The sequence below is a fragment of the Paraliobacillus sediminis genome, from assembly GCF_003426055.1.
In genome coordinates, this window is record NZ_QJSI01000001.1 from 1,307,198 (window position 1) to 1,326,570 (window position 19,373).

The following is a 19,373-nucleotide window of genomic DNA, read 5'->3' on the forward strand; positions in this document are numbered from 1 at the left end:
AGAGAAACTCCGTCGTAACATATAACAAACTTTATATAAAGTGCAATACAATAGAATTTATGTCCCGCTCCTCAAGCGAAATGGGCTCCCTTTCCGCAGGCACGTCTTCAGCTAACTTCGTTAAGCAAAAAGCGCTTTCCGAAGTGGATCTTCAGATCGCGCTGTTCCTGCAGGAGTCTCTCCCATTTCGCTTGATCCACTGGTTTTAGTCCGCTAATTATAATTGCGTATAAGCCTCTATTATTTTTAATTAATGGGTATCTAAAACATGAGCTAGAAACAATAAAAAGTGATTGTATAATACAAGGATACACTATCCAGCGAAGGTAGCAAATGGTTGACACTCCTGTGGGAACAGCACAAACCGAAGATCCTCTATAGAAGCGGTCTTTGCTTCTATAGATAGCTGAGGTTGTGCCCACGGAAAGGGAGACCATTTGCTACCGTAGTGTGATAGAAATCAGTAAATTATTGAGGTAGTCGGTAACAATGTTACGCCGTAGTTTATAGAAATTTAGAATAAACAATAAGCTTTTAGAAAACAGTCTTAAAAATAAATGAAACTATTTCATCTTGTGAGACGTTTATATATTAAAAGCAACACAAAAAAATTAATAAAAATGTTTGATCTAACATATAAAAAGGAAAGGTATATTAACAACAGATGGGAGGTGAGGAAATGAAACGGGAGAAACTAAAAGTACTATTAGCTTTTACGGCAATTATTCCACTGTTTTTATTTTCTTATCAAGGACAAACTAATGGAGATATTACAACAGAATCAGTTACATCAAAAGAATTGAGTGCTAATCAGGTACTAAAAAAGGAAGAAGCAACAAATGTTGAAGCTAATCGATTAGCAAGTTCTCAAGAAGATATAAAAACACCAACTTTAGAGCATAATGAACTTATTGATATTACCAATACATTTATGGACATTCTTGTTCAAGATGTTGATCAGCAATATAAAGTTAATGGAATAGAGACTAAAGTAGAATTAATCGATAAATTCAAAGATACTACAACAGAGGAAATTGCAACAGAATATGTGTCGCATTACTATGAAGAAAAAGAAGATGGTTTGTATATCATACCGACAGAAACACCACCTTGGTTTATCGAATCTCAACCGTATCAAAAAGAAAGTACAGGAGAAAACAAAGTGAAAATCACGCAACAGAATCAAAGTGATTTGTATGGTGCATATACAATTGAAATCGAGTTAACATACAATGAAGAAGGTTGGAAGATAACAAATATTAATCATAATGATCAAAATAATGATACAATGGAAACAAATCAAGTATAAAGGTAGCGGTAAGTATGAAAATATTCTACGATTATTATCACAATGAAGTTAAATTGTCATTCGATGATCACCCATTCAAAAAAGATCCGAAACACGTCTGGGTAATTTGTCGATGGGAAACGCAATGGTTATTAACCAAGCATAAGGAACGAGGAATTGAGTTTCCAGGTGGGAAAGTTGAACCAGGAGAAACAGCTGAAATAGCTGCAATTCGAGAAGTGAAAGAAGAAACAGGCGGAAGGGTTCATTCTCTAACCTATATTGGCCAATATTATGTGAAAGGCAAAAGTGAAGATGTCGTAAAAAATATTTATTTTGCCGTAATTGACTCGTTACCAAAGCAAGCTAGTTATTTTGAAACAGAAGGACCAGTATTGTACAAAGAACTTCCTGAAAAGTTACGCACAAATCCCGCTTTTAGTTTTATGATGAAAGATAAAGTACTACCATACAGTTTAGAGCGGGTACAAGAATTAGTTGACTCATAAAGCCGTCCCAGATGCTTTTAAGCAATCAGGACGGCTTTTGTGTACTTAACTTTTTTTGATTAACCACTTCTCTAATCTTTCTACCCCTTGATACATAAGCGAGGCTAAAATAGCGATAACGACCAAACTATAAAGCACAAGGGTGAAGTTAAACACTTGGAACCCATAAACAATTAAATAACCAAGTCCTTTTGAAGCAACAAGAAACTCTCCTACAATGACACCTACCCATGACAATCCAACATTTACTTTGAATGTTGAAATCATTGCGGGAAAAGAAGCTGGAAAGACTGCTTCTTTAAAGCATTGCCATTTCGTCGCACCGAAGCTTTGCAGTACTTTTAAATAGTTAGGATCAACTTCCCTAAATGCACTGTATACCACGAGTGCTGTGATAATAAAACAGATAATCGCACCCATCATAATAATAGAGAAATAACCCGGTCCTAAAGCAACAATTATAATTGGTCCTAAAGCTACTTTAGGTAAGGCGTTTAGTATAACAAGATAAGGATCAAGGATGTCAGAAAGTTTCTCTGAATACCATAATAAAAATGCTAAAAGTATCCCAAGTATTGTTCCAACAAGAAACCCAGCAATTGTTTCAAAAAGAGTGATCTGTAAATGAAACCAGAGTGAGCCATCAGCTAAATTTGTTAAAAGCATGCTTGCAACTTTAGAAGGTGAACTGAAAATTAACGGGTCTATCCATGCTAATCTGCTAGTTGCTTCCCAGGTTATGATAAAAACAATTAAAATAAACAGTTGCCAATATAACGTATTTCTGCGATCGGATTTCAAATTTTTAATATGGTTTAGAAATAGACTATTATCGGACTGTTGCTTTTGACTCAAGGCTATTCAACTCCTCCCATATCCGATCAAACAAGATTTGATATTTGATATGCTTTCTTGCCTCAAAGGGCGTTAAATTCCGTACTTCAACTGGAACTTCAAATTGTTGGTTGATCTCACCAGGGTTTGCCCGCATGAGGTAAATTTGATCACTCATTGCAATAGCCTCACCAATATCATGTGTGACGAGAATAGACGTTTTGTGATAGCTTTTTAATAAGTTAGAAACCAAATCTTCTAATTTTAATTTTGATTGAAAATCAAGTGCCGAAAATGGTTCATCAAGTAAAAGTAATTTTGGCTCTGTTAGAAGCGTGCGAATGAGTGCAACTCGTTGACGCATCCCGCCAGAAAGACTACTTGGATAAGCATCTGTCACATCTTCAAGACCCATTTCTTTCAAAAGACTTTTCGCCCTTTCAATGGTAGTTTTATCTTGATTGTGCTGCACTTTTGGGCCAATTAACGTATTTTCTAAAATGGTCTTCCAAGGAAAAAGATAATCTTGTTGAAGCATATAGCCGATTTCTGAGCGGTTTTTAATTAAGTTCTGCTGTTGAAGCGTAATAGCACCGTGAGTTGGAGCAATAATACCTGCTATAATAGATAACAGGGTACTTTTACCACAGCCGCTCGGTCCTAGCAAGGAAATAAATGCGCCCTCATCAACAGAAAAAGAGATATTATTTAATGCTTTTGTATAACCTTCTCGGTTAAAGTAATAATGTGAGATCTGCTTTATTTGTAAAAAACCCAAGCACAAAACCTCCCTATTCGTCCATGACCTCTTTAGCTATTTCGGTGTTCACTAATTCATCATGCATAATATCTGCTGGTAATTCCCCAGATTCATCCATAATGGACTTTAAGTTATTCCATTCTTCTTCATCTAAAAGAGGATTTTCGGCAAAAGAACCTTGTGTTTTGTAACGCTCTACCGAAGAAACTAATAACGCAATGTCGGTTTCCTCAAAATAAGGCTTAACTATTTCAGCAATTTCTTCCGCTTCATGTTCTTGCACAAATTGCTGGGCCTTGTAAATTGCGCGTGCAAATTTGATTGCTGCTTCTTCATTCTCTTCTAGAAAACTTTGCTTAGCCATAAATACGGTATAAGGAACATGACCCGATTCTTCACCAAAAGAAGCAACGATATGACCATTCCCATCTTGCACAAATTGACTTGCGATTGGTTCAAATAGTTGAACATAATCACCTGTACCAGATAAGAAAGAGCTAGCTATATTAGCGAAGTCAATGTTTTGAATTAAATTTAAATCATTCTGTGGGTCGATTCCATTTTGTTTTAAGACGTATTCTCCAACCATTTGTGGCATGCCACCTTTTCGTTGCCCCAAAAAGTCACTATCTTTTAAATCTTCAAACGAAAAATCATCATTCGGTTCCCGTGCTACAAGAAATGTGCCGTCTGTTTGCGTTAACTGTGCAAAATTAATAATAGGATCTTCAGAACCTTGCGCACCAACATAGATGGATGTTTCCGATCCAACAAGACCGATGTCGGAGTTATCAGACAAGATGGAAGTCATAACCTTATCCCCACCAGGAATTGTTTGTAGTTCGACGTCTAGTCCCTCTTCTTCGAAAAAACCTTCCTCGAGTGCCACATATTGTGGTGCATAAAAGATACTGCGCGTAACTTCTGCAACCTTAATTTTTGTAAGTGTTGAACTACTATCTGAACAGGCACTAAATACTACTAACGATAGAAGTAATATAAGATATACCAACCATTTTTTCATTATTTTATCCCCTTTTAAAATGTCTTTATTTACTTTATTCATGGGCGGAAAATGTGTGCCTGCCTATAAGTGTAAGTTTCCGAAAAAAATGATTAATAATGGTATAGTAGTGGAAAAGTAAAGTAAGGAGGCTAAAAATGTCTAAGAATATTATTTTGTACGATCAATTCTGTTACCTCTGTAAGCAAAGTAAGAAAATCATAAACACACTAGACTGGTTTAATGTATTTGAATGGCAATCCTTACAATCTTATCAAGAAAAAAATGATCTATCTGTTGAGGAGAAACAAGAATTGGCAGGAGAGATTCATTTAAGAAAGAAAACGGGTGAAACTTTAACTGGTTTTTATGCAGTTCGTTTTGTTTTGCTTCGTTGTGTTCTAACATTTTGGCTGGGAGCACTTGCCTATATACCAAAAGCCGATTTGATTGGAAATCCGATATATCGGTGGGTTGCTAAAAATCGTTATCGTTTATTTAAAAATAAATGTGAAGATGGCACGTGTCGAATTCACTAATAATTTGGCTTGTTTTATTGACAACTGTTATTGGTTCCGTTACGATAACATTCGAACACCTTCCATTAAATAAAGTAGCATTCCTTTAATTGGTGCTTGATAATGGATATGCAGCACTTTTAAAGTTAAAATAACTATTGCAGTTCAAAAAAAGAAGACGTAAAATAGATCTATTCGACATAAAAATGGTCGGGCAAGTGATTTAGGAAGGGGAGATTTAGCAGAATGACTGCAAATCGTCGATTATTCACCTCGGAATCAGTAACAGAAGGACACCCAGATAAAATTAGTGATCAAATTTCTGATGCGATTCTTGATGAGATATTAACACATGATCCAAATGCACGGGTAGCGTGTGAAACAATTGTAACAACAGGTCTAGTCTTAGTGGCAGGAGAAATAACTACTTCTACTTACGTTGACATTCCACAGATTGTGCGAAAAACAATCAAAGAAATCGGTTATACAAGAGCTAAATATGGTTTTGATGCTGAAACGTGTGCAGTACTGACAGCAATTGATGAGCAATCATCAGATATTGCTGGTGGAGTTGACCAAGCACTAGAAGCAAGAGAAGGAAATATGACGAATGATGAGCTTGAATCCATTGGAGCAGGGGATCAAGGTCTTATGTTTGGTTATGCCAATAATGAAACACCTGAATTGATGCCCTTACCTATAGCGCTAGCGCATAAGCTGTCTAAACGCCTTGCTGATGTAAGAAAAGATAAAACGGTGGGATATTTACGTCCAGATGGAAAGACACAAGTAACAGTAGAATATGACGAGAACAATAAGCCTTTACGAATTGATACAATCGTTATTTCAACACAACATCACCCAGATATTGAATTGGAAACAATTCAGGCTGATTTAAAAGAACATGTTATTAAACCAATCGTGCCAGTGGAATTATTAGATGACGACACAAAGTATTTTATTAACCCTACTGGTCGATTTGTTATCGGTGGACCACAAGGTGATGCAGGACTAACAGGTAGAAAGATTATCGTAGACACATACGGCGGTTACGCTCGACATGGTGGTGGAGCATTTAGTGGTAAAGATGCAACAAAGGTAGATCGTTCTGCAGCATATGCAGCACGTTATGTCGCAAAGAACATAGTTGCTGCTAAGCTTGCTGATGCTTGTGAAGTACAGTTAGCTTATGCGATTGGTGTCGCAGAGCCAGTTTCAATTGCTATTAATACGTTTGATAGTGGTCAAGTTAGTGAAGAAAAATTAGTAGAAGCTGTTAGAGCGTTATTTGATTTAAGACCAGCGGGTATTATTAAGATGCTTGATTTACGCAGACCTATTTATCGAGATACTGCTGCATACGGACATTTTGGTCGAACAGATATCGAGTTTCCTTGGGAGCAAACAGATAAAATTGAAGCATTACAATCCTATGTAAAAAAATAAATAACAAGAATGAAAAACACTAGATAAATTATCTAGTGTTTTTTTTTTTTTTTTTGAAAAAAATGTAACTAATTTTGAAACCCTACGTCTACTGTATATATTTTAAAAAGGAAGATTAGAGGGGATTATATGTGCGGGTTTATCGGAATGATTCGAAATAATGCAACAAGTATAACAAACGAGGAAAATAAAGAATGGTTTGAGCAAGCGAATTCTTTTATACAACATAGAGGTCCGGATGATGAAGGGTACTACCATGATGACTATGTATCATTTGGTTTTAGTCGTCTAAGTATTATTGATATTGATAATGGACATCAACCATTTACCTACGATGATGATAGATATTGTATGGTCTACAATGGAGAAATTTATAATTATGTAGAATTGCGTGAACAGTTAATAAACAAAGGCTATACGTTTGAGACAGACTCGGATACAGAAGTAGTAATTGCTATGTTTTCCACTCATCGTGAAGAAGCATTTCAATACTTTAGGGGTATGTTTTCGATATTAGTCTGGGATAAGCAAGTAGAAACATTGTATGGTGCTAGAGATCCCTTTGGAATTAAACCATTGTATTATACAAATACAAACGAAGGAACTTTATTTGCTTCAGAGAAAAAAAGCCTCACGTATTATAATGGTGCGGAAGAAGTGGATGTAGAAGCCTTGCAACATTACTTGAGTTTTCAATTTGTACCAGAGCCGTTATCTATGACGAAAGATATTTATAAAGTAGAACCTGGACATTATTTTATTAAAAAGCCAGATGAACAAATCCGTTTTTATTGTTATTGGAAAGCTAATTTCCAACCAGTAAGTATGGAACGATCAGAATGGATTGAGCGTATACAGAAAACAATGATTGATTCAGTTGGTGTTCATATGCGTAGTGACGTTCCAGTAGGATCCTTCTTATCTGGTGGAATTGATTCTTCTTTAATAGTTGGAATTGCTAAGCAATTCAACCCGAATATTAAAACGTTCTCAGTTGGTTTTGAACAAGCAGGTTATTCAGAAGTTGATCTGGCAAAAGAAACAGCGGATAAACTAAATGTAGAGAATATTTCATATATGATTACACCAGAAGAATATGTGGAGAATTTGCCGAAAATCATTTGGCACATGGATGACCCACTTGCAGATCCAGCATGTGTACCGTTATATTTTGTTGCAAGAGAAGCGCGTAAACATGTCAAGGTTGTTCTTTCGGGTGAGGGTGCTGATGAATTATTTGGTGGATATAATATTTACCGGGAACCAAAAGCACTTAAAGGCTTTGAATACCTGCCTAATACAGTCAATCGTTTATTAAACCAATTGGCAGGTATATTACCAGAAGGAGTACGTGGGAAAAGTTATCTGGAAAGAGGAACAATACCATTAGAAGAGCGTTATATAGGAAATGCAAAAATGTTTGAAAATAATCAAAAAAGTGCATTGTTACAAAATTATAATCCGAACAGTACGTATCAACAAATAACAGCCCCATTTTATGAGGATGTAAGAGGACAAGATCCTGTTAATCAAATGCAATATATTGATATTCAAACATGGTTGCGTGGTGATATATTATTAAAGGCAGATCGCATGACGATGGCAAATTCGTTAGAACTTCGCGTACCATTTCTAGATAAGGAAGTTTTTAAAGTGGCGAGTGAATTACCTGTGGACCTGAAGATTGCTAATGGGACAACAAAACAGATATTGCGTGAAGCATCGAGGGGGTTTGTGCCTGATGATGTATTAAACCGCAAAAAGCTTGGATTCCCCGTACCAATTCGTCATTGGTTAAAAAACGAATTAAACGATTGGGCAAAAACGTTAATAAAAGATAGCCAAACAGATCATCTGCTAAAGAAAGATTATGTATTAGATTTACTAGAAGATCATTGTTCAGGAAAAGCAGATTATAGTAGAAAGATTTGGACTGTACTCATTTTTATGCTGTGGCACCAAATCTATGTGGAAGGAAAGTATGACGTAGAGAAATTTCAAGAAGGAATTAAAAATAAAAGCAAGCTTATTCCGGTAGAATCGTAATAGCTTGCCGTCCCATCTGTATCCATGCTTCTTCAAAAGAGGTAATGGATACTTTTCTTTTTGTTGCATTTAGTGGATCATTAAAATAGATATATTCTTGATCATAACCAGTAACCAAAACGGAATGTTCGCGCATCGTAATGCTGACAGGACCTTGAGGTGTCTCCCATTTTTGAAACGCATTAGGAGCTAACTTTTCAAATGTTGCATTTGTAATGACCCAAACAGGCTGTCCTTGACTTATATAATAAAGAATTTGATCAAACGATGAACCACTAAAGTCATGAACGCTATCATTAAGATACTTTTTAGCTAAATCTGCAATGGGTTCATGGTATACACCATAACCTGGATTAGACAAGTCATACATATCACCGACAAATCCTTGATTAGGATTACCAAAATAAATCTGTTGTTTTGTTTCTTTGTATGGTGTTGAGTCTTTTCTTATTTCAGTGGCTAATTCCATTTTATCTACATTAATACCAGCATAGTTTAAAAGCATTGCTAAGCTTGTAACTTCGCATCCGCGTGGTAATTGCGGATATTGTCCTATTACGGGTACATCAATTTGAAAAGCATCATGAATAGGTTCATTTTCTACTATAGGATCCAATATCAAGCTTTCTTTTTCTTGAGCATAGGTAATATTTTTTGAAGTTGTAAGTGGTTCTAACCAATTAGATAACTCCAATTTATTTGTATTAAATAGCATAAGGATAAGTGTGATACTGCATATTCCAAATAAAATACTGTATATTCGAAAAGCATAAAAATGAATCTTAGAGAGTGTGTGTTTTGCATAATAAACCAACAATAATGTTAAACTTATACTTATAGTAAGAAGAACAATGAGCAACACAATGATATTCTCCTTTCAAATAAACGTTCGTATAATGTTAGTATCGTCAAACATAACCAATATATTTAAAAGATTTTGTCTAAGAGTGAAAACAAAGGGCAAAAATTGATGATATAATGTAAAAAAAGTAGCTCAATAAATTTAGATTGTTGCTTGGCTAAAATCTCTAAACTATGACGTAACGTGTTTGATACCTGCTTCGTCAGCAAAGGCTTGCGCTAGTTAGCGGCTAGGAGAAGCTTAGCCTATTATATTTCGTGCGATGTATCGCTGTCGAAACTTTCCTTGTCCAGTGGAACAGCAAGAGTAGAAGTTGTAAAAGGAAATTATAACCAATTTGTGACATAGTAGGTAAGAAAGCTTCAATAAGTCGCAGTTTCCATCTACTACGACGTAACTGAATTTCCCGCCCCGCTTATCAAGTGAAATTGACTCCCTTTCCGCAGGCACGGCTTCAGCTAACTCGGATAAGCAAAGGACGCTTTCCGAGTGGATCTTCAGCCCGTGCTGTTCCTGCAGGAGTGTCGTCAATTTCACTTGATACGCTAGTTTCTTATACCGTGATAATTATAGAGATAAATTGCTTCGTTATATAATAATAATGATATTTGTCACAAAGATACGCTATCCAGCGAAGGAAGCAAATGGGTGACACTCTAGTGGGAACAGCACAAGCCGAAGATCCACTTTGTAAAGTGTTTTTCTTTACAAAGTTAGCTGAGGCTGTGCCCACAGAAAGGGAGCCCATTTGCTGACATAGCGGGTAAGGAAGTTACGTCGCAGTTTCTATCTACTACGATGTTTAGAGGCAACTATGAAATGAGTCTAAGAAATAAAGAAATGAGGAGTGGCAAAATGGGTTATCATATTCCACGGTCAGCACCATTTTTAATGCGCTCGGTCTTCAGAAAAATTTTTCCTAAGGTAAACGAGGAGTTAACATATTGGAAAGAAAGAGCGGAGCGTATTCCTAATGCAGAATTACGTGAGCAAGCACTAGCGAGCATTAGTGCTAAGAAGTTTCATTGCCAAGGTGGCAGTGTTTATAGCATTTTAGCAGGATTAAATTGGAATGAAGCCGTTCGATTTATTGTTGCTTACCAAACGATTAGTGATTACTTAGATAATTTATGTGATCGTAGCACATCATTAGATCCAGTTGATTTTCGCATGTTACATCAAGCGATGGAAGATGCTTTATCACCAGATAATGATGTGCAAAATTACTATTGTCACCGAGAAGATCAAAGCGATGATGATTATCTCGTTGATTTAGTAAAGACATGTCAGAATGCATTGCGTGTATTACCTCAGTATCCACTCATGAAAGAATACCTTTTACAGTTGGAACAGCTATATAGTGACTTACAAGTACATAAGCATGTTAAAAAAGAAGAACGTATTCCTAGATTAGAAAACTGGTTTAAAACGTGTAAGGAGATGTCACCATCATTAAGTTGGTATGAATTTTCAGCTTCAAGCGGGTCGACATTAGGGATATTTTGTATGGTTTCTTATGCCATGAATGAGGAGATGGATGAGGTATTAGCAAAAAAAATATTTGATAGCTATTTCCCGTTTATGCAAGGACTACACATTTTATTGGATTATTATATTGATCAACAAGAAGATTTGGTGGAAGGTGACTTAAACTTTTGTAATTACTACGAAGACGAGTCGCATTTGAAGGAGCGTTTATTATATTTCATTCGCCAGACAAATAAAAGTGTCCAGTTGTTACCGCATCACCATTTTCACGAAATGATTCATAATGGTCTAGTTGGATTGTATTTAGCAGATCCAAAAGTGAAACAATTAAAGAACGGAAAAGAAATCACTAAGCTGTTGCTACATGCAAGCGGAATAAGATCAGCCTTTTTTCATCTGAATATAAAGGTATACAATCGATTAAAAAACAAACCTCAAGAAGTATAATACTACTTCTGTGAGGTTTGTTTTTTTTCAATGGCAAGAATAAAAGGAGGGTTATTTTTTTGATTAACAAATCCATACTGCAATACTTGAAAATACTTTTGATCAAAACTAGATAAGTGATCGAGTAAGGTGTTCTTCTCATCATTTCCACCCGCATGTCCATAATAAACGACACAGACAATAATTCCCTCGGGTTTAAGATAATCGATAAGTTTATCTATCGCTGCAATAGTATGCGTTGGTGTTGTGATGATTTGTTTGTCACTACCAGGCAAATAGCCAAGATTAAAAATAGCTCCAGCTAGCTTCCCTGTTAATTCTTTTGGTAAATAATTATCCACGTTTTCGTGCCCATCATGGATTAAAGTAACATTTGAACTGTTGCTTTCTTCAAGTCTTGTTTTTGTTTGTTCAATCGCCTGTAATTGAATATCAAAAGCATAAACATGGCCATTTGGTCCTGTTGCTTGACTGAGCATAATTGTGTCATTCCCATTTCCACAAGTGGCATCAACAACGCTCTCTCCTTGTTGAATTGCATGACAGATTAATTCATGCCCGTATGATATAACGCGTTTAATCATAAGATAACCCTTGTTTGCTGGTCATAGAATTTGCCTTGCCATGTGTTTCTATGTACTAATTCTGCATCAATCGTATTTAAAACTTCCCATTTATTCATGCTCCACATTGGCCCGATCAATAATTCAGGTGGTCCATCTCCAGTGATGCGATGGATAATCATCTCTTCTGGTAACAATTCTAACTGATCAACAACAAGCTTGACATAATCATCTCTGTTTAAAAATTGAAGTTTGCCTTTTTCATACTGTTTTACCATAGGTGTTCCCTTTAATAAGTGCATAAGATGAATTTTAATGCCTTGCACATCCATTTGACTAACAGCTTTTGCAGTCTCTAGCATCATTTCATGTGTTTCTCCAGGTAAACCATTAATAATATGGGTGCAAATACGAATGTTATGTTTTCGTAATTTTGAAACACCTTCTAGATAAGCTTCCATATCATGCGCACGATTTATTAAGTCGGATGTTTCTTGGTGAATCGTTTGCATACCTAATTCAACCCACAAATAGGTGCGTTCATTTAGTTCAGCTAAATATTCGACGACATCTTCTGGTAAACAATCTGGACGAGTAGCGATAGAAAGACCAACGACACCATCTTGTTTTAAAATAACTTCAAACTTTTCACGTAGCTCTTTTACTGGTGCGTGTGTATTTGTATAAGCCTGGAAATAGCCTAAGTATTTTGCATCTTTCCATTTATCGTGCATCTTTTCTTTAATTTCATTAAATTGTGTTTCTAAATCATCTATACGATCCCCAGCGAAGTCTCCACTTCCAGCAGCAGAGCAAAACGTACATCCGCCATGTGCTACAGTGCCATCACGGTTTGGGCAATCAAATCCGCCATCAAGCGGTACTTTAAATATCTTTTCACCAAAAGTGTTTTTTAAATGATAATTCCATGCGTGATAGCGCTTTTGGTCGAATGAATATGGAAATGGGTTTTGCAAAATAAAAACTCCTTTATGTTGGTACAATAATAAATATCATTTCTTATTGTAGCATGAAGTGATATTTTGGGTCGCGGTATGTCTTAAATCAATTAAAATAAATAGGAGATGATGTTATGGCAACAAGACAGTCAATGGATGATTTAATTACAAAAGCTGAAGAAACACTTGAAGCAGCCAAACAGCAATTAGATAAAGCAAATCGAAATGGATACAGGATGGATACTGATTATTCCGAAGCACAAATAGAATTATCAAATATGGATACAGAGATAGAAAAAATGATGTTAAGTGCGAATCATCAACAAAAGGAGCAATTACATCGAGTCCATCTTCAAGTTACGGATTATTGGAACGATATGATTCTTGATGAGAACGATTTACACAATTAAAAAATTAAACCCTTTCTATATAGAAAGGGTTTTTTTAAAAAATATTTATATTTATTTTTTTCTTCCGATATAAGAGTAATAAGTATGTAATTTTATCCAAGTAGGGGGAATAGTAATGCACAACAAGAGATTTTTTAGCATGTTAGTACTTATAATAATGAGTTTTATCGTGTTAATAGGATGTTCGCAACAAGAAGAAACAGACGCAAGTACTGGTAAAGTGAAAATTGGTATTATGTTATCTGATGTAGGGTTAGGTGACCAATCATTTAGTGACTTAGCTTTTAATGGTTTAATGCAAGCTAGAGATGAATTAGATATTGTCTTCGATTACCGTGAAATTGAGACTACAGAAACCTATGAACAAGGATTGCGTGAGTTAGTAGCACAAGATAATGATTTAATTATTGGACTTGGATACATGGTACAAGAGGATTTAGAAATAGTTGCACAAGAGTATCCAGATCAACAGTTTATCTTAATTGATTCCGTGTCTGAACTAGAAAATGTAACATCTGTCACATTTAAAGTTGACCAAGCAAGCTATTTAGCAGGTATCGTGTCTGCACATACAACAACAACTGATCATATTGGTTTTATTGGTGGAGAAGATGTTCCATTAATTCAAAACTTTTATAATGGATTTGAAGCAGGTGCTAAATCAGTCAATCCTGATATAGAAATAGATAAAGCTTATGCTGGTACATATGGTGATGATAAATTGGGAGCAAGTTTAGCAAAAGAAATGATTGATCAAGATGCGGATATCCTTTTTGCAGCAGCAGGTTTTACTGGTGTTGGTGTGTTAAAAGAAGCCCAAGACCAAAATATTTACGCTGTTGGAGTTGATACTGATCAATTTTTTCATGCAGAAGGTGCAGTCATAACGTCTGTAATGAAAAATATTGACCGTGCAATTTATCAATTAGCAGAGAATTTAGTAAATGGAGAAACAATCGAACAAGGAACACTTGAATTCGGGCTTGGTAATGAAGGTGTTGGTCTAGCACCTTTACGTATCGCAGATTTTCCAGAAAACATAAAAGCGGAAATTGAATCAGCAACAGAAGAGTTAGCACAGCAATAGGAGGGATATTATGTCGATTAAGAAGAAGTTACTGATTAATACAATGACAACAGTTATCTTAGCAATAGCTATTATAGCTTTTATAATTATAAATATGTTACAAATACAATCTTCAAATGAAAATCAAGTTGATGCGTTAGTTACCATTGAGAGGTTTAAATCAGAAATTCATTCAACACAACAGAATCTAAATAGTTTCTCAACAACACGTTCAAATGCTTTAGTACAAGAAACTACCTCCACAATAGAAGAAAGTGAAAGGTTAATTGAGCAATTAAATGCATTAGCAATTGATGATCAAATTCAAGAATATATCAATAAAATAACCGATAAATTTGGAAGTTGGAAAACACCAACAATTGAGGCGTTAACAGCTGGAGAAAGTAACGCAGCTGATAAACAAGCAGCACGACTCGCAGGTATTGAAAATGATGTTTACATGCTCCAACTGAATGCAGAAGAGGATTACCAAAATTCGCTTGTTAGATTAGAGCAAAAAGTACAATTTATAATTGTCGCTTCAGTAATTAGTGTTATTATCTTACTTGTAATTTCATTAATCGTATCAAATCGTATAACAGGACCAATTACGAATACATTGAAACATCTAGCAGATAATGCAAATGAAGTAGCACAAGGTAAATTAGCAATCGAAGCTATTGATTATAATAAAACAGATGAATTAGGACGATTAAATCAATCATTTACACAAATGATAGACCAAATTCGTACACTACTATCTTCAATCGGAACAGTTAGTAAAAAGGTGGAAGGATTTGCGATAGACATTGAAAAAGAAAATGGAACAGTAACAGAAATTAATAAACAAGTAGCAGCATCAACGGATGAATTAGCTCAAGGAACACAAACTATTTCATCTGATTTACAAGATGCAGTTACTAAAGTAGAACAAATGGATAGTGCTTTTACTACTAATGTTCAATATACTGAGCAATCTGTTCATTTTGGAAAAGAAGCAATGGACGCAGTTAGAGCTGGTTTAAAAGCTATTAATGAGCAACGTGAGTTAATAGAAGATAATGCAAAAACAACCGAAAATATTCAAGGTGCAACACAGTCCTTTATTGAATCTACAAAAAAAATAGAATCAATGGCAAATACCGTTTCTGAGATAGCGAAACAAACAAATTTATTAGCACTTAATGCTGCAATAGAGGCATCGCGTGCTGGAGAAGCTGGTAAAGGATTCGCAGTTGTTGCCGATGAAGTACGGAAATTAGCAGAGGAAACAACAGTAGCAACAACTCAAATATTTGATATGGTGACATCAATTGAAACAGGAATAGAAGATATTACCTCAGCAGTTGATCAGGGTGCTTCTATCGCCAAAAAGGAAAAAGCATCAATGGAAACAACAAATACTTCTTTTAGTGCGATTGATGAAAAAGTAACAGCGATAACTGATAAATTAAAGGAATTATTAAAAGGGATTGAACACTCAAAAGGATTAGGAAGTAATGTCCTAGAAAGTGTGGAAAGTATTAGTGCAGTAGTTGAACAAACAGCTTCTGGAAATGAAGAAATTGCTGCTTCTACACAAGAACAGTTAGGCGCATTTAGGAATGTTGTCGAAAAAGTAACGGAATTACGGGCGTTAACTGATGAATTAAATGGAACTGTTGAAGAATTTACGTTATAATAGCATTTATATAATGGAATGTTTGCGTAGGTATAGGAAGACTTGACAAATTGTAACGGTTTTTTTACAATACGAATACAATAAGATGAAATGACAATGATGAGGACTAGTAATGAAGTCAAACAAGTGTGAGAGAGATAACGGTTGGTGAAAGTTATTCTTGTACTTCATGAACTCACCTTTAATGTTGCAGTAATGAACAAGAGTAGTTACTGCCGTGCTCTGCGTTAAAGAAGCAAAGTGGACGCTTTACTAGAAATATACGTAAACGTTAATCTTGGGTGGTACCGCGGGAAATAGACTCTCGTCCTAGTTTTGGGATGAGAGTTTTTCTATATACGGAACATAGGTTCTTACATAATTTTTTGTAAAAAGTAGAAGGAGGTAAGATGGAAAATGACATTTGATCATAAAATAGTAGAAACAAAATGGCGTAATTACTGGTTAGATAATAAAACGTTTAAAACAAACACTAAAACAGATAAAGAAAAAATGTATGTGTTGGATATGTTTCCATATCCCTCAGGCGCTGGTTTACATGTAGGGCACCCAGAAGGATATACAGCAACAGACATCATAGCGAGAATGAAGCGGATGCAAGGATTTGAAGTGCTTCACCCAATGGGTTGGGACGCATTTGGATTACCAGCGGAACAGTATGCATTAGATACGGGAAATGATCCAGCTGAATTCACGGAACATAATATAGATACTTTCCGTCGTCAAATTCAAGAATTAGGTTTTTCATATGATTGGGAACGAGAAATTAACACAACAGATCCTAATTATTATAAATGGACGCAATGGATCTTTTTGCAATTATTTGATAAGGGTCTAGCTTACGTGGACGAAGTAGCAGTTAACTGGTGTCCGGCACTGGGAACGGTGCTAGCAAATGAAGAAATTATTGATGGAAAAAGTGAACGTGGAGGACATCCAGTAGAACGTAAACCAATGAAACAATGGATGTTAAAAATAACAGCTTACGCTGATCGCCTACTAGAAGATTTAGAAGAGTTAGATTGGCCAGAGAGTATTAAAGACATGCAACGTAATTGGATTGGAAGATCTGAAGGTGCTGAAGTTACTTTTAGTATTGCTGATTTCGAAGAGAAATTTAATGTCTTTACAACAAGACCGGATACATTATTCGGTACAACTTATGCGGTCTTAGCACCGGAACATCCATTAGTAAATAAAATTGTATCTGCAGATCAAAAGTCTGCAGTCGACAGCTATATAAATCAAGTTAAACTGAAAAGTGATTTAGAACGTACAGATTTGGCAAAGGATAAATCAGGTGTATTTACTGGTGCTTATGCGATTAACCCAATTAATGGGGAAAGACTCCCGATTTGGGTTGCAGACTATGTTTTAATGACATACGGATCCGGTGCAATTATGGCTGTACCTGCACATGACGAACGTGACTATGAGTTTGCTGTTAAATTTGATCTATCCATTGTTCCAGTAGTCGAAGGTGGAAATGTTCAAGAAGAAGCATTTGTTGGAGACGGTCCACATATCAATTCAGATTTTCTTAATGGTTTAAATAAAGTGGATGGTATAACGAAAGCAATTGAATGGCTTGAAGCTAATAAAAAAGGTGAGAAAAAAGTAACGTATCGCCTACGAGATTGGTTATTTAGTCGACAACGTTATTGGGGTGAGCCGATTCCAATCATTCATTGGGAAGACGGAACGACTACTGGTATACCTGAAGAAGAATTACCACTAGTACTTCCAAAGACAACTGAAATCAAGCCTTCTGGAACAGGTGAGTCACCATTAGCTAATATTGCTGATTGGGTACATGTTGAAGATCCAGAAACAGGAATGAAAGGTCGTCGTGAAACGAATACGATGCCACAATGGGCAGGTAGTTGCTGGTATTTCTTGCGTTTTATTGATCCAGATAACACGGATAAATTGGCTGATTTTGACACATTGAAAAAATGGTTACCTGTTGATGTATATATTGGTGGTGCAGAACACGCAGTTTTACATCTGTTATATGCTCGCTTCTGGCATAAGTTCCTTTATGATATTGGTGTCGTACCAACGAAAGAGCCATTTATGAAATTGTATAATCAAGGAATGATCCTTGGTGACAATAATGAAAAGATGAGTAAATCAAAAGGTAATGTCGTAAATCCAGATGATATTATAGAAAGCCATGGAGCGGATACGCTTCGTTTATACGAAATGTTTATGGGTCCATTAGATGCTTCAATAGCGTGGTCAACGAATGGTTTAGATGGATCGCGTCGTTTCTTAGACCGTGTTTGGCGGTTGTTTATTACAGACGAAGAAACTGGATTATCTAACAAAATAATTGATAATGTAAAAAATGATTCGCTTGAAAAGGTTTATCATGAAACGGTAAAAAAAGTCACAGAGAACTTTGAGGCTCTTCGATACAATACTGGAATCTCACAAATGATGGTATTCATCAATGAAGCGTACAAAGCAGAAGAAATTCCGAAAAACTATGCGGAAGGTTTTGTTAAGCTGTTATCACCAGTAGCGCCACATCTAGCAGAAGAGTTATGGAGCAAACTAGGTAATGAAGAAACAATTGCTTATCAATCATGGCCTACATTTGATGAAGCGAAACTTGTAGAGAGTGAAGTGGAAATTGTCATTCAAATAATGGGTAAAGTAAGAGCGAAAATGTTTATTGATAAAGATGCAACGAAAGAAGAATTAGAAAAGAAAGCTTTGGATAATGAAGCTATTAAGGAACGTTTAGAAGGCGTAACAGTTCGAAAAATAATTGCTGTTCCTGGTAAACTCGTGAATATCGTAGCTAATTAAAAGATCCAAAGTTGAGTTATCAAGAGGTATTTGAATGCTTATATGCTATTCAAATACCTCTCTTATGTTGTTTAATAATACTGTTGACTTTTTTGTGATTAACCTGTATTATTAATCTCGCTGTCACAGTTCATTTATACTAACTGTTAACAATTAATGGTTATTGACAAACGACAGTATTGATGATAATATTTAGTTGTTGTCGCAGAGAACTAGGCAACTTAATTGATCTTTGAAAACTGAACGAAACACACAGTATGTTAAGTAAGTAGAAACAACAAGCTAGTTAAGTAATTGAGCAGCAAGCTCGCATTTTATGGAGAGTTTGATCTTGGCTCAGGACGAACGCTGGCGGCGTGCCTAATACATGCAAGTCGAGCGCGTGAAGCAAGTGAATCCCTTCGGGGTGAAACTTGTGGACCGAGCGGCGGACGGGTGAGTAACACGTGGGCAACCTGCCTGTAAGACTGGGATAACTCCGGGAAACCGGGGCTAATACCGGATAACACTTTTCTTCACCTGAAGGAAAGTTGAAAGGCGGCTCTTTGAGCTGTCACTTGCAGATGGGCCCGCGGCGCATTAGCTAGTTGGTAGGGTAATGGCCTACCAAGGCAACGATGCGTAGCCGACCTGAGAGGGTGATCGGCCACACTGGGACTGAGACACGGCCCAGACT

The 19,373-nt window shown here is 36.0% G+C and carries 16 protein-coding genes, 1 rRNA gene and 1 other annotated feature; of the genes, 11 read left to right on the forward strand and 6 right to left on the reverse strand.

Features of this window, described 5'->3' with window-relative positions:
- Positions 1–679: 679 nt before the first annotated feature.
- Positions 680–1,309, forward strand: a complete 630-nt coding sequence (locus tag D2K60_RS05860; RefSeq protein WP_117169033.1) for a hypothetical protein — start codon at positions 680–682, stop codon at positions 1,307–1,309.
- A gap of 14 nt (positions 1,310–1,323) precedes the next feature.
- Positions 1,324–1,797, forward strand: a complete 474-nt coding sequence (ytkD, locus tag D2K60_RS05865) for an RNA deprotection pyrophosphohydrolase (RefSeq protein WP_117169034.1) — start codon at positions 1,324–1,326, stop codon at positions 1,795–1,797.
- Between the two features lie 45 nt (positions 1,798–1,842).
- On the opposite strand, the gene D2K60_RS05870 is transcribed toward ytkD, so the two are convergent.
- From D2K60_RS05870 to D2K60_RS05880, 3 genes are read right to left on the reverse strand one after another with little or no spacing between them, the layout of a single operon-like run.
- Complete coding sequence (locus tag D2K60_RS05870) at positions 1,843–2,652, reverse strand: ABC transporter permease (RefSeq protein WP_117169035.1); 810 nt, start codon at positions 2,650–2,652, stop codon at positions 1,843–1,845.
- The gene (locus tag D2K60_RS05875) at positions 2,627–3,409 is read right to left on the reverse strand and encodes an ABC transporter ATP-binding protein (protein ID WP_117169036.1); all 783 of its coding nucleotides are present in this window, start codon (positions 3,407–3,409) and stop codon (positions 2,627–2,629) included. Before D2K60_RS05875 ends, D2K60_RS05870 begins: the two co-directional genes overlap by 26 nt.
- Positions 3,410–3,422: 13 nt before the next feature.
- Positions 3,423–4,415, reverse strand: a complete 993-nt coding sequence (locus D2K60_RS05880; RefSeq protein WP_117169037.1) for an ABC transporter substrate-binding protein — start codon at positions 4,413–4,415, stop codon at positions 3,423–3,425.
- Positions 4,416–4,552: 137 nt separating this feature from the next.
- On the opposite strand from D2K60_RS05880, the gene D2K60_RS05885 reads away from it, so the two are divergent.
- The 3 genes from D2K60_RS05885 (at position 4,553) to asnB (ending at position 8,404) form a co-directional block, all read left to right on the forward strand.
- Positions 4,553–4,933 carry a thiol-disulfide oxidoreductase DCC family protein gene (locus tag D2K60_RS05885; protein WP_117169038.1) on the forward strand — a complete coding sequence of 127 codons (381 nt, stop codon included), beginning with the start codon at positions 4,553–4,555 and terminating at the stop codon, positions 4,931–4,933.
- A gap of 225 nt (positions 4,934–5,158) precedes the next feature.
- Positions 5,159–6,358: a methionine adenosyltransferase gene (gene metK, locus D2K60_RS05890; protein ID WP_117169039.1), complete on the forward strand. Its 1,200-nt coding sequence runs from the start codon at positions 5,159–5,161 to the stop codon at positions 6,356–6,358.
- Positions 6,359–6,487: 129 nt separating this feature from the next.
- Positions 6,488–8,404 carry an asparagine synthase (glutamine-hydrolyzing) gene (asnB, locus tag D2K60_RS05895; RefSeq protein ID WP_117169040.1) on the forward strand — a complete coding sequence of 639 codons (1,917 nt, stop codon included), beginning with the start codon at positions 6,488–6,490 and terminating at the stop codon, positions 8,402–8,404.
- Here the strand turns inward: asnB and D2K60_RS05900 are convergent.
- The gene (locus D2K60_RS05900) at positions 8,385–9,119 is read right to left on the reverse strand and encodes a C39 family peptidase (protein WP_117169118.1); all 735 of its coding nucleotides are present in this window, start codon (positions 9,117–9,119) and stop codon (positions 8,385–8,387) included. The two genes, asnB and D2K60_RS05900, sit on opposite strands and share 20 nt — an antisense overlap.
- Before the next feature lie 1,002 nt (positions 9,120–10,121).
- Between D2K60_RS05900 and D2K60_RS05905 the strand changes: the two genes are divergently transcribed.
- On the forward strand, positions 10,122–11,201 hold the full coding sequence (locus tag D2K60_RS05905; protein WP_117169041.1) for a tetraprenyl-beta-curcumene synthase family protein: 1,080 nt from the start codon (positions 10,122–10,124) through the stop codon (positions 11,199–11,201).
- A 2-nt stretch (positions 11,202–11,203) separates the two neighbouring features.
- On the opposite strand, the gene mnmM is transcribed toward D2K60_RS05905, so the two are convergent.
- Both mnmM and mnmL read right to left on the reverse strand, forming a co-directional pair.
- The gene (mnmM, locus tag D2K60_RS05910) at positions 11,204–11,785 is read right to left on the reverse strand and encodes a tRNA 5-(aminomethyl)-2-thiouridylate-methyltransferase MnmM (RefSeq protein ID WP_117169042.1); all 582 of its coding nucleotides are present in this window, start codon (positions 11,783–11,785) and stop codon (positions 11,204–11,206) included.
- A complete protein-coding gene (gene mnmL, locus D2K60_RS05915; RefSeq protein WP_117169043.1) occupies positions 11,782–12,741 on the reverse strand; it encodes a tRNA modification radical SAM protein MnmL/YtqA in 960 nt (319 codons plus the stop codon). The genes mnmM and mnmL overlap by 4 nt, the downstream gene beginning before the upstream one ends.
- A 116-nt stretch (positions 12,742–12,857) precedes the next feature.
- Between mnmL and D2K60_RS05920 the strand changes: the two genes are divergently transcribed.
- From D2K60_RS05920 to D2K60_RS05940, 5 genes are all read left to right on the forward strand, one after another.
- Complete coding sequence (locus D2K60_RS05920; RefSeq protein ID WP_117169044.1) at positions 12,858–13,133, forward strand: DUF2524 family protein; 276 nt, start codon at positions 12,858–12,860, stop codon at positions 13,131–13,133.
- 115 nt (positions 13,134–13,248) lie between these two features.
- Positions 13,249–14,220, forward strand: coding sequence for a BMP family lipoprotein (locus tag D2K60_RS05925; RefSeq protein WP_117169045.1), 972 nt, complete (start codon positions 13,249–13,251; stop codon positions 14,218–14,220).
- Between the two features lie 10 nt (positions 14,221–14,230).
- Entirely contained in the window at positions 14,231–15,880 is a 1,650-nt protein-coding gene (locus tag D2K60_RS05930; RefSeq protein ID WP_117169046.1) for a methyl-accepting chemotaxis protein, read from the forward strand.
- 87 nt (positions 15,881–15,967) lie between these two features.
- Positions 15,968–16,195, forward strand: a binding site (T-box leader).
- Between the two features lie 81 nt (positions 16,196–16,276).
- Positions 16,277–18,697 (forward strand): leucine--tRNA ligase, encoded by a 2,421-nt coding sequence (gene leuS, locus D2K60_RS05935; protein WP_117169047.1) that lies wholly within the window; start codon positions 16,277–16,279, stop codon positions 18,695–18,697.
- Positions 18,698–19,010: 313 nt separating this feature from the next.
- A 16S ribosomal RNA gene (locus tag D2K60_RS05940) occupies positions 19,011–19,373 on the forward strand; the annotation flags it as partial.

Excerpts from the sequence above, each read along its gene's own strand:
- asnB (WP_117169040.1), top strand. The coding sequence starts at position 6,488 with ATGTGCGGGTTTATCGGAATGATTCGAAATAATGCAACAAGTATAACA.
- D2K60_RS05925 (WP_117169045.1), top strand. The coding sequence starts at position 13,249 with ATGCACAACAAGAGATTTTTTAGCATGTTAGTACTTATAATAATGAGT.
- D2K60_RS05860 (WP_117169033.1), top strand. The coding sequence starts at position 680 with ATGAAACGGGAGAAACTAAAAGTACTATTAGCTTTTACGGCAATTATT.
- D2K60_RS05930 (WP_117169046.1), top strand. The coding sequence starts at position 14,231 with ATGTCGATTAAGAAGAAGTTACTGATTAATACAATGACAACAGTTATC.
- D2K60_RS05905 (WP_117169041.1), top strand. The coding sequence starts at position 10,122 with ATGGGTTATCATATTCCACGGTCAGCACCATTTTTAATGCGCTCGGTC.
- metK (WP_117169039.1), top strand. The coding sequence starts at position 5,159 with ATGACTGCAAATCGTCGATTATTCACCTCGGAATCAGTAACAGAAGGA.
- D2K60_RS05920 (WP_117169044.1), top strand. The coding sequence starts at position 12,858 with ATGGCAACAAGACAGTCAATGGATGATTTAATTACAAAAGCTGAAGAA.
- D2K60_RS05900 (WP_117169118.1), bottom strand. The coding sequence starts at position 9,119 with ATGCTATTTAATACAAATAAATTGGAGTTATCTAATTGGTTAGAACCA.
- D2K60_RS05885 (WP_117169038.1), top strand. The coding sequence starts at position 4,553 with ATGTCTAAGAATATTATTTTGTACGATCAATTCTGTTACCTCTGTAAG.
- mnmM (WP_117169042.1), bottom strand. The coding sequence starts at position 11,785 with ATGATTAAACGCGTTATATCATACGGGCATGAATTAATCTGTCATGCA.
- ytkD (WP_117169034.1), top strand. The coding sequence starts at position 1,324 with ATGAAAATATTCTACGATTATTATCACAATGAAGTTAAATTGTCATTC.
- D2K60_RS05880 (WP_117169037.1), bottom strand. The coding sequence starts at position 4,415 with ATGAAAAAATGGTTGGTATATCTTATATTACTTCTATCGTTAGTAGTA.
- leuS (WP_117169047.1), top strand. The coding sequence starts at position 16,277 with ATGACATTTGATCATAAAATAGTAGAAACAAAATGGCGTAATTACTGG.